Annotated in this window: 14 protein-coding genes, 1 tRNA gene and 1 pseudogene; 10 read left to right on the plus strand and 6 right to left on the minus strand. The window is 58.9% G+C overall.

Annotated elements, in window-relative coordinates; genetic code table 11:
* Positions 1-352: 352 nt before the first annotated feature.
* Positions 353-1,294, plus strand: a complete 942-nt coding sequence (locus HLG82_RS03555; RefSeq protein ID WP_193327341.1) for an LLM class oxidoreductase — start codon at positions 353-355, stop codon at positions 1,292-1,294.
* A 79-nt stretch (positions 1,295-1,373) separates the two neighbouring features.
* On the opposite strand, the gene trxA is transcribed toward HLG82_RS03555, so the two are convergent.
* Positions 1,374-1,745 (minus strand): thioredoxin, encoded by a 372-nt coding sequence (trxA, locus tag HLG82_RS03560; protein ID WP_193327342.1) that lies wholly within the window; start codon positions 1,743-1,745, stop codon positions 1,374-1,376.
* 507 nt (positions 1,746-2,252) lie between these two features.
* On the opposite strand from trxA, the gene nadD reads away from it, so the two are divergent.
* The 5 genes from nadD (at position 2,253) to HLG82_RS03585 (ending at position 5,026) form a co-directional block, all read left to right on the plus strand.
* Positions 2,253-2,990 carry a nicotinate-nucleotide adenylyltransferase gene (gene nadD, locus HLG82_RS03565; protein ID WP_193327343.1) on the plus strand — a complete coding sequence of 246 codons (738 nt, stop codon included), beginning with the start codon at positions 2,253-2,255 and terminating at the stop codon, positions 2,988-2,990.
* Positions 2,987-3,697, plus strand: a complete 711-nt coding sequence (locus HLG82_RS03570) for a hypothetical protein (RefSeq protein WP_193327344.1) — start codon at positions 2,987-2,989, stop codon at positions 3,695-3,697. Before nadD ends, HLG82_RS03570 begins: the two co-directional genes overlap by 4 nt.
* Before the next feature lie 13 nt (positions 3,698-3,710).
* Positions 3,711-4,163, plus strand: coding sequence for a ribosome silencing factor (gene rsfS / locus HLG82_RS03575; RefSeq protein ID WP_193327345.1), 453 nt, complete (start codon positions 3,711-3,713; stop codon positions 4,161-4,163).
* The gene (locus tag HLG82_RS03580; RefSeq protein WP_193327346.1) at positions 4,160-4,834 is read left to right on the plus strand and encodes a histidine phosphatase family protein; all 675 of its coding nucleotides are present in this window, start codon (positions 4,160-4,162) and stop codon (positions 4,832-4,834) included. Before rsfS ends, HLG82_RS03580 begins: the two co-directional genes overlap by 4 nt.
* Positions 4,835-4,950: 116 nt before the next feature.
* Positions 4,951-5,026, plus strand: a tRNA-Ala gene (locus HLG82_RS03585).
* Between the two features lie 286 nt (positions 5,027-5,312).
* Here HLG82_RS03585 and HLG82_RS03590 read toward each other — a convergent pair.
* The 4 genes and pseudogenes from HLG82_RS03590 to HLG82_RS03605 all read right to left on the minus strand — a co-directional run.
* Positions 5,313-6,005: a hypothetical protein gene (locus tag HLG82_RS03590; RefSeq protein ID WP_193327347.1), complete on the minus strand. Its 693-nt coding sequence runs from the start codon at positions 6,003-6,005 to the stop codon at positions 5,313-5,315.
* 20 nt (positions 6,006-6,025) lie between these two features.
* On the minus strand, positions 6,026-7,273 hold the full coding sequence (locus HLG82_RS10415) for a recombinase family protein (RefSeq protein ID WP_255313951.1): 1,248 nt from the start codon (positions 7,271-7,273) through the stop codon (positions 6,026-6,028).
* A 148-nt stretch (positions 7,274-7,421) separates the two neighbouring features.
* A protein-coding gene (locus tag HLG82_RS03600; protein ID WP_193327348.1) for an IS3 family transposase occupies positions 7,422-8,626 on the minus strand; the annotation gives its coding sequence in 2 pieces (ribosomal slippage) (positions 7,422-8,329 and positions 8,329-8,626; 1,206 coding nt in all).
* Positions 8,627-8,827: 201 nt separating this feature from the next.
* Positions 8,828-9,721, minus strand: a pseudogene (locus tag HLG82_RS03605) (DNA primase family protein); the annotation flags it as partial.
* A 79-nt stretch (positions 9,722-9,800) separates the two neighbouring features.
* On the opposite strand from HLG82_RS03605, the gene HLG82_RS03610 reads away from it, so the two are divergent.
* The 4 genes from HLG82_RS03610 to HLG82_RS03625 all read left to right on the plus strand — a co-directional run bounded on the left by HLG82_RS03610 (position 9,801) and on the right by HLG82_RS03625 (position 12,565).
* Positions 9,801-11,005 (plus strand): IS3 family transposase gene (locus HLG82_RS03610; protein WP_193327350.1). Its coding sequence is split into 2 segments (ribosomal slippage): positions 9,801-10,098 and positions 10,098-11,005, totalling 1,206 coding nucleotides; the frame shifts between segments, so codons are not numbered across the junction.
* Positions 11,006-11,056: 51 nt separating this feature from the next.
* A complete protein-coding gene (locus HLG82_RS03615; RefSeq protein WP_255313952.1) occupies positions 11,057-11,227 on the plus strand; it encodes a transposase in 171 nt (56 codons plus the stop codon).
* A complete protein-coding gene (locus HLG82_RS03620; RefSeq protein WP_193326468.1) occupies positions 11,197-12,078 on the plus strand; it encodes an IS3 family transposase in 882 nt (293 codons plus the stop codon). Before HLG82_RS03615 ends, HLG82_RS03620 begins: the two co-directional genes overlap by 31 nt.
* Positions 12,079-12,187: 109 nt before the next feature.
* The gene (locus tag HLG82_RS03625; RefSeq protein WP_193327352.1) at positions 12,188-12,565 is read left to right on the plus strand and encodes an HNH endonuclease; all 378 of its coding nucleotides are present in this window, start codon (positions 12,188-12,190) and stop codon (positions 12,563-12,565) included.
* A gap of 90 nt (positions 12,566-12,655) precedes the next feature.
* On the opposite strand, the gene HLG82_RS03630 is transcribed toward HLG82_RS03625, so the two are convergent.
* Positions 12,656-13,252 (minus strand): ABC transporter ATP-binding protein, encoded by a 597-nt coding sequence (locus HLG82_RS03630; protein WP_193327353.1) that lies wholly within the window; start codon positions 13,250-13,252, stop codon positions 12,656-12,658.
* Positions 13,253-13,275: the final 23 nt, after the last annotated feature.

Here is a 13,275-nt window from a genome sequence, read left to right on the forward strand (position 1 = left end):
AATTTGGCGGTATTTGGCGGCTCATTATGTGAGATGTTCTGGCTCATCGCCTGGATCTGTGCGGTTGGTGAAGCGTGGATATTGACCGGTGTGCGTTCGAGGAGGTATTTTCTTGCATAACCCGGCGTGGAGAATATTCACTCGAGGTTAAAAATATTAACTGGCTTCGGCCGATTGTGCGCCACGTACATGAAAGGAATGACGATGATCGCTAACAAGAAGATTTCCACCATCCATTCCCACGTATCTTTCGCGCACCGCCTTATGTCTATGGCCTCCTGGCGAACGCGCTAACTATCATCACGAGACTTTTAGGCCGCGAGCGGCCCATATGAGATACGGACATAAGGACATGACTATCGAACTTTCGGCTTCAAGCCAAGCTACATCAAATCCGGCACCGGTTGACGTGTCAGACACTTTGACTCACGATTCGGTGTCGACCACCTGGATCGGAATGGACCTGTCGCTTCTTGGTGCGAGCGAGCCGCTCGGTGTCGACGAAGCTGGCGTCGAGAGTCTCAACTTTCCCCGTTTGGCGGCCTCGGTGCGCGCGGCCCAGACAGGTGGTATCGATTTCGTGTCGCTGGACAGCAACTTCCACACGAGTACCGATGTCGATTCGCGTGATTGTACCTTCGACGCCGTCCGCACGGCAGCCAAGTTGGCCGAGGTCTCGACGGCGGGAGTTTTCGCCGGTGTCGAGGCGGACCCTCAGGACATGGATGCGGCCATCACAGCGCTATCATCGCAGGGCGAAGGGTGGGCAGGGCTGACCATCCCCCTGCACACAGATTCCGATTTTGCGGGGATTGCGGCGGCGGCCGCGCGGGCACGCAAAGCGGGATTGAAGGTGACTGTTATCATCACTAACCCCGCGATCTCGGCTGAGCGTGCCAAGATCATTGCTAGCATCGCAGACATCGTCCGCCTTCGTGTTGTCGACATCTACGCTGCGCGCCAGGCCCGTTTCGTCATCAGGGCAGCTGGTCAAGAGCTTGGGCGTGACATCCTCGTTTTTGCCGAGCTTGGCATCGTCATCTCCGCCTCAGTGACGGCGGCAGAGGAACGCGCTCTCCTCATCGAGGACATGAACGGCACGGATCTCTTCCCGGGAATTGCGTCTGTTTTGGGCAGCGTCTATAACGTCGCCGACATGATCGAATCATGGGTTGGGCTTGGCGCTGCTGACGGCGTTATCTTGATTCCGGCGTCATTGCCTACGGATCTGGCTTCGGTACTTAAGGGCGTGTTACCGCTGATTGAGGCTCGTTCGAAAATCGATCAAGCATAGCGTTGTGGCATAAGTGTGGCGGGCTGGTCAAATCAGCCCGCCACACTATTTTGCCCGCCCGTGGACGTGGGCGAAAAAGCTACTTCTCGGACTGAGCTTCGTGCTCGGCGATCTGCTTACGGACCTCGTCCATGTCGAGTGCCTTAGCCTGCGTGATGAGATCCTCGAGTGCGGCCGGCGGCAACGCGCCTGCACCTTCATAAATGCGGATGCCGTCACGGAACACCATGAGGGTCGGGATAGACATGATCTGGAAAGCTTGGGCGAGTTCGCCCTGCGCCTCGGTGTCCACTTTGCCGAAGGTGATGTCTGCGTACTTATCGGAGGCCGCTTCGAAGGTCGGGCCGAACTGCTTGCACGGGCCGCACCACTCTGCCCAGAAGTCGAGGAGGACGGTTCCTTCCTTGACGATGTCGTTAAAGTTTTCTGCGGTCACTTCGACGGTTGCCATTGATGTCCTTTCGTATGGTGCGTAAAGACTTTCTGAACACACCGTTTCAATTGTCACTTAGCGAAAACGCGTTCCGGTTGGGATTATTCCCGTGAGACAAGAATAAGCAAAATATCAGCTCGACAGCGTCCAAGTCGGTGGGTCGAAAGTACGACAGCACGGGGTGAGCCTGCGCTTGCAAGCCGAGCGACGGCGTCGTGCGTACTTTATTTCCTTGCTATGTCAACGATTCTGAGGGTGGATGAAGCGGCAGGTGAGCGTGACTGGGCTCCAGTGGAATACCTACCACTACTATGCGGAGTATTCTCGCGGCGAACACAGGGGAGTGGAAAAATAAGCACATGCGGCTGCGGCGCCGTTCCTGGCGATAAATTACACGGCAAATCCCTCGACGGGCGAGGGCTTTTGCTGATTCAATGGTAGTTGCCATAACCACGGGTGGTGCGTAAACGTGGCTGCGAAAGTCAGTGCGGGCCGCCGCGGCTCAGAGGAACGTAGGGAGATGCGATGTCACAGGCCAAAGAGCCGCACCTGCATGCGGTTGATGAAGCAGGCGCTGTGCCGGTCAAGGACGGCGATCCCAAACGTCGTGCGCGCATCGGAATCATGGGCGGCACATTTGATCCGATTCACCACGGCCACTTGGTTGCCGCGTCGGAGGTGCAATACTACTTCGACCTCGACGAGGTGATCTTCGTCCCCACCGGTGAACAGCCGTTTAAGAAGGATCGCAAGGTCACCTTCGCCGAGCATCGCTATCTCATGACTGTCATCGCGACCGCGTCTAATCCGCGCTTCTCGGTGTCGCGGGTGGACATCGAGCGCGGCGGCATGACCTACACGGTGGACACCCTCCGCGATCTCCGAAAAGAGCATCCCGACGCCGACCTCTACTTCATCACGGGCGCCGACGTCCTCCCGCAGATCCTCAACTGGAAAGACAACGAGGAGCTCTGGGGCTTGGCGCACTTCGTCGGGGTTAATCGCCCGGGCCATCTCCTCGACACCTCTGGTTTGCCCCAAGATGCGGTCTCGGTGGTCGAGATTCCGGCCATGGCGATCTCCTCGACAGGCATCCGAAACCGGGCGCACGCAGGAGTTCCAGTGTGGTATTTGGTGCCAGATGGCGTAGTGCAGTACATAAACAAGTATCATCTGTATATAACGAACGAGGCAAAGACTACTTCCCTCGCTCCGGTAGCCGAGAATCAGGCTAGTGGTGACGCGGGCAAGGAGGAAGAATGAGTGAGGAAACTCCACGGCTGAGCCGCCGTCAACTGCGTGAGCAGGGAAAGCTCGAAGCTGTACCCGCTGACGGTCCGTCGGTTCTTGACACCACAGAGCTGAGGCTTCGCCGCCCGTCGCGCAAGGAGTTACGTGAGCTCGAAAGCAGACAGCTGCCGGCGGTTTCCGCCAGTTCTTCCGAGGCTGATGACTATATCGGGCAACCGACCCAGGCCATGGACGCCATTCCGGCGCCCGCGGCTGTCCCACCAGTCGCGGCCGATGAGCCCATCCAGCATGAGCGCAAGTCGGTTTTCGATCGCTTCGAAGATCATGACGCCAAAAGCGCGCTAGCCGATCAGAACGCCGACCAGGCTGTCGATCCGGACGGAGCCGAGCGAGTCCCGGCCCAGGACCCGGTTGAAGAAGAGACCGACAATGGCGACGATTCGATGGAAGAAGAGTCCCTGCGTGATCGTTTCTTGGCGATGACCCGGCGCGAGGACAAGGGCAGTAGCGTTGCGCTTGTGGAGGGCACCCCAGCCGCAGGCGAGGACGAGGTTGAGGAAACCGAGTATGAGGCACCTCGACGCACTTGGCTCAATGTTATTTTGCTTATTCTTATTGCGGGCTTGGTTGGCTACTTGGGAGGATCGTGGATCAACGTCACTTTCCTGTCGGATGCGGTGCCGGGCGCGCATGAGACCATTACTGAATTTCTTTTGTAACTGAAAGGACACTGTGGCAGCTACACCGGAATCGATCGAACAGACCTTTATCGCGGCACGGGCTGCTTCTGAAGGTAAGGCAACTTCTATTACGGCGATCGACGTCTCCGAGCGGCTCGTCATCACAGACGTCTTTCTTGTGGTCTCTGGCTCGTCAGAGAGACAGGTGCGTGCTCTCGTCGATGACGTCGAAGAGGCGATGCACAAGGCGGGCTCGAAGCGTCTTCGCCGCGAAGGTCTTGAGGGGGAGGCACATTGGGTGCTCCTTGACTTCGGAAACGTTATGGTTCACGTCCAGCAAGATGAGGACCGTGAATTCTACGCGCTCGAGAAGTTGTGGGGCGATTGCCCGATTATTGAGTTGCCCGAAGACATCACGGTCGATGAGGGCAACGAGTCGTCTCTTGCTGCCTACTTCGCTTCGGCCTCCGAGGACGGCGACGGGCGGCCGGAAGGCGAGGCGTGAGGCTCCGGCTTGTTTTCTGGAGGCACGGCCAGACCGTCCAGAACCTGAGTTTGCGCATCCAAGGCGCGCAGGATTTTCCTCTTGACGACGTCGGGCATGCCCAGGCTTCCGAAACGGCAGGTGAACTGGCCAAGATGAAGCCGGCTCGGATCTATTCCTCCGATTTGTGGCGCGCTCGCCAGACCGCCGAGTATCTTTCCGAGGTCACGGGCGTACCGATTCTCATGGAGCCGGGTTTACGGGAGCGAGCCTACGGATCGTGGGAGGGGCTCACCTCGGCCGAGATTCGTGAACGCGATCCGGAGCAGTGGATGGTGTGGCGCGAGGGGCGAGAGCCCGAAGGCGTTGGGGTTGAGCGGCGTGAAGATTGTGGAATGCGCGTGGCTGACGCGGTTAGCCGTGCGGTGGCCGACGTCGAAGCGGAGCTTTCACAATCTGTCGGGAAGGACGATGTCGTAACGGTCGTCTTCGTCGCCCACGGTGGGTCCATTTCGAACGGCGTCATGACGTTGCTCGGCCAGAATCCTTCTGAGTGGGTGGGTCTGCAGGGGATGGATAACTGCCATTGGGCGATCCTTGAGCCTCGTCACAAGGCAAATCCACCCTGGCGTCTGTACTCGTACAATCGGCGAACGGTAGATGTGGCTACTATCGATCGCCCGGGCTTTTAGGCGGAGATTCCACGGCGTCGCACCCATCCATGCATGCAGTGAGCTGTTTCACGGCCGTTCGGGGGATTTCGATTGGCGTCGGCCAGAAGATCTGAGTAATATAAATCAAGTCTTAAGGGGCTATGGCGCAGTTGGTAGCGCGCTTCCATGGCATGGAAGAGGTCAGGGGTTCGAATCCCCTTAGCTCCACCACTAGGACGCTCATTTTGATACAAAGATTTGAGTGCGAACTGAACCCCTCGGGTTCCGCGTTTTACCTGGTATTTCGCGGGATTCGAGGGGTTTAGCGTTTCTCGGGAGTGGGTGGAGGTTGGGTTGGCGGCGGCTTCCCGGGGTCAGATTTGGGTGCTCGCAAGGTCGCGCTGAGTCCAGACTGGGGCCGCCGTCAAAAGGTATAGGCATCCGTCAAAAAGTATGGGCAATCGTCAAAAGGTTCAGGGTTGCCGTCAAAAAGTATCGGGGCTGGCGTCAAAAGGTGCTAGGTGTTCAGCAGTAAAGTGACAACGATACTCCCGATGGTGGCCAACAGCGTCAGAACCGCCACAGCTATCGTCCTGCCTGCCACCTTCGACGAGCTGGCGTTGCCGGCCTCAATTCGGGAATCCACGCTCTTGATCCTGTTGTTTAGCTGGACCAGGTGGGCTTCCATCGAGACGAGCACCTCGAGTGTCTGCTTGGCGCGCTCGTCCTCCATCTCCTGACGCTCGGTCTGGGCTTCGGCGTTGGCGTCGATGACACGTTGAAGCTCTTCATGGTGATCGCGTAATGAGTCCTGCCAAGTATGGATTTGTTCGATCACGGGGATGGCAGTATCGGCCTTCGGCACGTCGGCCCTAGGTGCGACGAGCTTTGAGATGTCGATGCCTGGTGGCAGCTTCGGCATGGAATCGGACAATGTCTTTTGGATCCGCGTCAGCTGCTCATTCATTCCGGACTGGTCCATCACTGTTTGCCGCAGACGTTCCATTGCCGGTCGCAGCTGCTCTGCAAGAACTTCGTTGCGCTGGACTGCTTCAGCATGGCGTGGGTGCGACTTGTCCCTAAAGGCCTCCTGCAACTCTGACAGGGTCATTGGCAGTTCGTCTTTACTGGTAGGTACCGCGACAGGGAACTCCTCCGGGTCATCGTTCACAGTCGTTTCCAGACCCTGTGTCCACTTGTTGTCACTCATACCTTGCTCAAGCATTCGCATTACTTCGCTATTCTCTCGAGTGCCCGGTAGACAGTCTGGCGGGAGACGTCGAAAGACCGGGCCACCGACGCCACCGACTCGCCACCGGTGACCGCCTGACGCACAAGGCGGATCTGTTCGGAGGAGAGCTTCGGCTTCGGGCCGGCAACTCGGCCTTCGGCCCTGGCGTTGGCAACGCCCTCCTTCGTGCGCGCGACCATCAGGTCGCGATCCCACTCGGCCAGCGCCGACATTATGATGAAGGCCCCCTTGTTCATGGGGTCGGCAGTGTCGATGTGCGGCTCCAGCACCCGGACGTTGATGCCCCGGGCGCCGAGGTCGGCGATCGTCAGTATCGTCTCCCGGACGTTGCGACCCAGGCGGTCGAGGCGCGTCACGACGAGTGTGTCACCCTCGCCCATCAACGCGAGCGCCTTAACTAGCTCCGGCCGAGACCACATCGTACCCGAGATCTCGTCGATGTAGACGCGCTGAGGGTCGCAGCCGGCAGCCACCAGCGCTTCGCGCTGGGTCTTCAGGGACTCACCCTGGAGCGAGGTCGAGACGCGGGCGTAACCGACGAGCATGGTCAGTCCTCCACGCCGTCCTCGCTGAGGTTGTCCTGCTCGGCGTCGCCCATCGTTCCGAGGAACACGTGATGCTGCCCCTCCGTTCTCAAGATGGTTCAGGAAGGTCTGCCGCAGAGCGTCTATTCCCCGGTAGTAGTCCCTGAACGCTACCGAGACTTCGGCACCGCGATCCTCGGTATCGGGCCATGGGATCTCGATCTCCAGGTACCGCAGACCCACGTCCTCCCGGTTGGTCTGCATGAGAACCACTCGGTCCCACTGCTGGCGGACCACCCTCAGAGACAGGGCCCACAGGAGATAGAAGTTGTCCACCGGGGCCTTGGGTGCGGCGCGAAGGATCAGCATCTCCTTGGTTAGGACTACCTCTTCCTGCCCGGGCATGAGCACGGCGAACTCACCGATGTTCTTCGAGGCGCGAATGGGCGTGATGAGGTCGAACGCCTTCAACCCCGACGAGGAGCCGCGCCAGAACTTCTCGGCCACGATGGTCGGGACGAGGTTCGACGGATTGATGTTGACCTGACCCGCCCGGATGTCCGAGACCTTGATGTATGAGATGTGGCCACCTCGCCTGTCTGCGGATGGAGAACCGTGTCCGGCCTTCTTGAGGATCAGCCCCTGCTTGATCAGCTCGCCCAAGGTCTTGACGGTGAAGCCCTTCATCTCGGGCCGCTTCACCAACTCTGCGACCTCAGCGCTGAACCGGGTGTCGTAGTACCGCGGAGCCCCGATGCTCAGGTCCGCCTTGTCGACCTATCGACCTGTCGGCGCCGAGGCGTTCGAGAGAAGGGGCCCGACCCCCGGAAAGTAGACACGGGGGATGTGATCAGGAAGCAGATCTCAGCGTAACAGGACATTGCTGTTCAAACACTGCTGGAGCGAGGTACCCGCACCAGGAATGTCGAGGCGTGGTGTTGTAGCGGGTACACCAGCGGAAAACATCTCGCCGGCACTGCAACTGATTGGCAAACGTCTTCGCGTCCTGGAGGACCTCACGCTTCAACGCGGCGTTGAAGGACTCCGCCAGGGCGTTATCAGCGCTGCTGCCGATCGCGCCCATCGACTGCCGGACTCCCAGCTGTATGCAGGTGTCCTGGAACCCGTGCGAGGTGTATACGCTTCCGTGGTCGGAGTGAAAAATTGCGTCGTCGAGACTTCCGCGCTGGCCCTTGGCCATCACCAGGGCGTCCTGAACCAGGGAAGTACGCATGTGATCGGCGATCGCGAAGCCTACCAGCCGGCGGGAGAAACAGTCGATGACCGTGGCCAGGTACATATTCGACCCGTCCGCGATCGGCAGGTACGTGATATCGCCGACGTAGACCTGGTTCGGTGCCGGGGCGGTGAATTTCCTCCCCACCAGGTCCGCAAACACCGGCTTCCTCCTATCCGAGACAGTCGTGGTGACCTTGCGTTTCTTCGAGTAGCCAACCAGCTGCAACGAGCGCATGATCCGGGCGACTTTCTTGTGATTGACCGGACTGCCGGGCGAGTCGTCGTTGAGTTGCGCCGTGATGCGTTTGGCACCGTAGCAGCCGCGTTCTTTTGTGAACACGGCCTTGACCCGTGCGCCGAGGATCGCGTCGCTGAGCAGACGTTTCTTTCGCATGGCGGAGGTGTTTTTCCATTTGTCGTACGAGGACCGGTTGAGTTTCAGAACCTCACATAACCGCTTGACCGAACGGTCGTTCCGGGCGTCGTCAACGAACTGGAAGCGGATCACCAGGTCGTCTCTTCCGCGAAATATTTCGCGGCCTTGCGCAGAATGTCGCGCTCTTCCTTCAGTCGGGCGTTTTCCCGTTCCAGCTGGCGGATACGTTCGGCATCGGTCACCGATGTTGGGGTCTGCGAGGCGGCCTCGGTGCTGGTGGTGGTGCGGGCGCCGGTGCCATATTTGCGGACCCAGATCTGGAGGGTGTTGCGGTTGACGCCGAGTTCGGCGGCGAGGGCGTTGATCGATACGCCGGGGGAATTCTCGTAGACGGCGACCGCGTCGCGGCGGAATTCCTCAGTGTAGGTCTTGCTGGGCATGGTGGCAGGTTACCTTTCTTCCCCGGCAGAAAGCCGGGTTGTCGGGTGTCTACCAAACAGGGGTCAGGTCCTTCTCCAGGTGATGTCTTGGAGGTGACAGGGGTGTCATGTGGTTTCCTAAACTCCTATAGAGGTAGTTATTGTTTTTCTCTTAAGAGAAGTCCAGTAGCACCTGACACCCCTGTCACCCGGGGCAGTTTGTTAGGCAAGGAACTCGCTGATGAGTTCAAGGCCGTCGATCATCCGCGCGTTCTTCGTGCGGCGGCGGCTAAAACCGCCTTTGTCGATGGCGGCATAGAAATCAGCTGCTGAACGCACGTATTCACCGCGTCCCAGCGCCCACGCCCGATACGCCTCATAGACCGCACCTGATTTCTCCGATAAACCCGGCCCGGTCTGGCAGCGTTCTTCGAGAAAGTGAGCAAACCAGTCGTTGGCCGCCCGATACGCCTCAGACGCCTCGACTACCTGGCGGGGCGGGTTGAGCCGGTAGTCCTCGGCGTGAATCAGCTTCGCGCCTTCCATGATCCAGGCGAGTACTGCTCCCCCAGCCTGCTCGAACAGGTGGTCGGCATAGTTTTTGATGTCCCGGTCAGGTTTGATGGTTTGTTCGAACGGGATCACGATCAGCCGCCGCCAAATACCGGTGTCCATCGCACCCACACGCGGTAAATGGTTGGTGTACAGCACGAGCGTGTGGGAGGGAGTGAATGAGAACGGGTCTTTGTATTTCTTTTCCGCCGCGATCTTGTCGGTCGAAGCGAGCTGTTTGGTTGAGGAGGTCGATAAGCGCACGCCCTCGTCGTTCTCGCCCGCGATCAGCAATCTGCGGGCGCGGGTTTCAGCCATTTCGTGTTTAGCGTTGTTTTTCTTGCCCGCGATCAGTACTTCAGCAGAAATCGTCTCCGAATACGACCCCAGCACGCGAGCGATCGTGTTCCAAAAGGTGGATTTCCCGTTGTTACCGTCGCCGTAGGCGATAATCAGTGCCTCGATCAGTACCTTGCCGATCGCGGCTAGCCCGCACACGCGTTGCACATACCCGATCAGCTCAGCGTCTCCACCGAAGGTGACCTGGAGGGATTCGAGCCACACCTGCAATTGGACCTGACCCCTGTTTGGTAGACACCCGACAACCCGGCTTTCTGCCGGGGAAGAAAGGTAACCTGCCACCATGCCCAGCAAGACCTACACTGAGGAATTCCGCCGCGACGCGGTCGCCGTCTACGAGAATTCCCCCGGCGTATCGATCAACGCCCTCGCCGCCGAACTCGGCGTCAACCGCAACACCCTCCAGATCTGGGTCCGCAAATATGGCACCGGCGCCCGCACCACCACCAGCACCGAGGCCGCCTCGCAGACCCCAACATCGGTGACCGATGCCGAACGTATCCGCCAGCTGGAACGGGAAAACGCCCGACTGAAGGAAGAGCGCGACATTCTGCGCAAGGCCGCGAAATATTTCGCGGAAGAGACGACCTGGTGATCCGCTTCCAGTTCGTTGACGACGCCCGGAACGACCGTTCGGTCAAGCGGTTATGTGAGGTTCTGAAACTCAACCGGTCCTCGTACGACAAATGGAAAAACACCTCCGCCATGCGAAAGAAACGTCTGCTCAGCGACGCGATCCTCGGCGCACGGGTCAAGGCCGTGTTCACAAAAGAACGCGGCTGCTACGGTGCCAAACGCATCACGGCGCAACTCAACGACGACTCGCCCGGCAGTCCGGTCAATCACAAGAAAGTCGCCCGGATCATGCGCTCGTTGCAGCTGGTTGGCTACTCGAAGAAACGCAAGGTCACCACGACTGTCTCGGATAGGAGGAAGCCGGTGTTTGCGGACCTGGTGGGGAGGAAATTCACCGCCCCGGCACCGAACCAGGTCTACGTCGGCGATATCACGTACCTGCCGATCGCGGACGGGTCGAATATGTACCTGGCCACGGTCATCGACTGTTTCTCCCGCCGGCTGGTAGGCTTCGCGATCGCCGATCACATGCGTACTTCCCTGGTTCAGGACGCCCTGGTGATGGCCAAGGGCCAGCGCGGAAGTCTCGACGACGCAATTTTTCACTCCGACCACGGAAGCGTATACACCTCGCACGGGTTCCAGGACACCTGCATACAGCTGGGAGTCCGGCAGTCGATGGGCGCGATCGGCAGCAGCGCTGATAACGCCCTGGCGGAGTCCTTCAACGCCGCGTTGAAGCGTGAGGTCCTCCAGGACGCGAAGACGTTTGCCAATCAGTTGCAGTGCCGGCGAGATGTTTTCCGCTGGTGTACCCGCTACAACACCACGCGTCGACATTCCTGGTGCGGGTATCTCGCTCCAGCAGTGTTTGAACAGCAATGTCCTGTTACGCTGAGATCTGCTTCCTGATCACATCCCCCGTGTCTACTTTCCGGGGGTCGGGCCCTGACCGAACTTGGGATTAGTGAAGCCACGTTGAATAGGTGGCAGGCAACCTATGGGTCGATGACCAAGAGCGAAGCGAAAGAGCTCCAGCGCCTGCGCGATGAGAACACGCGCCTCAAACGCCTCCTGGGTCAGGCAGAGCTGGAGAAGGCTGCGTGGAAAGAATTATCGGAGGGAAACTTCTAAGCCCAGCTCGCCGCCATGATGCCGTCTGGCATCTCGTTGGGCTGGGCTATTCCCAAAGACTTTCCTGCCAGATCGTTGGGCTCTCTCGCAGTGCTTACCGGCGCGCTAGGACCCGTGAAAGCACGCCGGATAAATACGCGGACTTGCGCGAGTGGATGCACGAGTTCGCGCGTGATCACCGCCGGTGGGGACACCGGCGTGCCTGGAGAAACGCCCTCGCCGAGGGTTATGGGGTATGCCGGGAAACTTTCCGGCGCTTGTGGCGTGAAGAAGGTCTACGCGTGTTGCCGCGCAAGAAGCGTAAACGCCTCAGTGGTCACGGCCAGCGTGATGTTCCTGCTGGCCAGTACCCGAACGACGTGTGGGCGTTGGACTTCCAGTTCGATTCAACCTGGCATGGCAAGATGATCAAGATTTGCAACATTATTGATGAATACACCCGCGAGCACGTCGCCTTCGCGGTCGATAAAAAGCTTGATGCGGGCTCGGTGATCGAACTGCTCGACGTGGCTTGTCTGGAGCGCGGAGGACGCCCTAGGGTGATTCGGATGGACAACGGGCCTGAGTTCATCGCCCACGCCCTCGAGGTTTGGGCGGCCGAGGATAAGACGATCCAAGCGCTCATTCCGCCAGGCCAGCCATGGCATAACGGGTTCGTTGAGTCGTTCCATAACCGGATGCGAGACGAGCTCTTGGAGGATAACAGCATCGAGAACCTTGAGCATGCCCGCCTACTCGTGGCCCAGTGGTCACGGCGCTACAATGACTTCCATCCGCACTCCGCACTCGGCTACCTCAGCCCGCGGAAGTATGCGGAACAATGGAAACAAGAAAACACGGTCAACGCTTAAACCAAGTGGACCTAATTCTTAGGCCACCCCAACTAGGCCAAGACCCCCAGACGCATTCGGTAGCCCGTCTGGGGGTCACGCCGTATTTACGGGAAGCTTGGTGGGTGTGGTGCCGAGGAAACCGAAACGCCCCTGCTCCCAACCCGGCTGCCCAGAACTCACCGACCACCGCTTCTGCTCGGCTCACGCTCGTGCAGAAGACGAGCGGTACCGGACGTACCAGCGGGACCCTGCGATCAACAAACGCTACGACCACCGCTGGCGCAAAATCCGCAACGCCTACATCCAAGTCCACCCGTTGTGCGAACAGTGCCAGACTCAGGGGCGTGTGACGCCAGCCCAAGAGGTTGACCACATCATCCCGCTCGAAGATGGTGGCACGCATGATGAGGCGAACCTGCGAGCCTTGTGTAAGCCGTGTCATTCGTCCAAGACCGCGCGCGAGGATGACCGTTGGAGGCAAGCACCCAGGGTCTACGCCTACTGATGAGCCCGTACGTTGCACGCAGTCGCGGCGATGGTCTGGAACCTAGTTGCCTACCTGCTCTGCTTTGGTTCCGAATCGCTGTCGGAAACCCTACGTCTGTTGGCGGACTAAGGTGATGGTTCGGTTAGTTTTGGCGGCGATTGTGGGATCGTGTGTGACGAGCATGAGGCCACACTTGCGTTGGTGCACTTGGCTTAGTAGCAAGTCCATGGCTTCTTCACGTAGCTCAGTGTCGAGTGCGCCAGTGGGTTCATCTGCGAGTATCAGCTTTGGGCTGTTGATAAGGGCGCGTGCGAGCGCGGTTCGTTGACGTTCGCCACCAGAGAGTTGTTCGGCCATCCGGGATTCTTCCACGTGAAGCTCGCGTAAAAGTTGCGAGGCTTCTTCGCGAACGGTTGGATCGTTTTTGTCCCAGAGTAACCGTGGCAACATAACATTATCAAGTGCGGTGTAGCCACTCATAAGTTCACCGTTTTGAAAGACAGTACCAATTGTTGTTGAGCGTAGACGCGCCAGTTGATCGAACTTGAGCTGATGAACGTTTGTGCCGTCAACGAGGACGCTACCTTGGAGTGGCCGATTCATGCCAAGGATCGTTGTCAAGAGGGTGGTTTTACCAACGCCAGAACGCCCCATGATTGCTACCGTCTCACCCGCGTCGATGTCAAGGTTGAACGCCGTAAACAAGGAAGTTGTGTAACCACATGACA

This window comes from Trueperella pecoris, from assembly GCF_014926385.1.
GTDB classification, from domain to species: Bacteria; Actinomycetota; Actinomycetes; order Actinomycetales; family Actinomycetaceae; genus Trueperella; species Trueperella pecoris.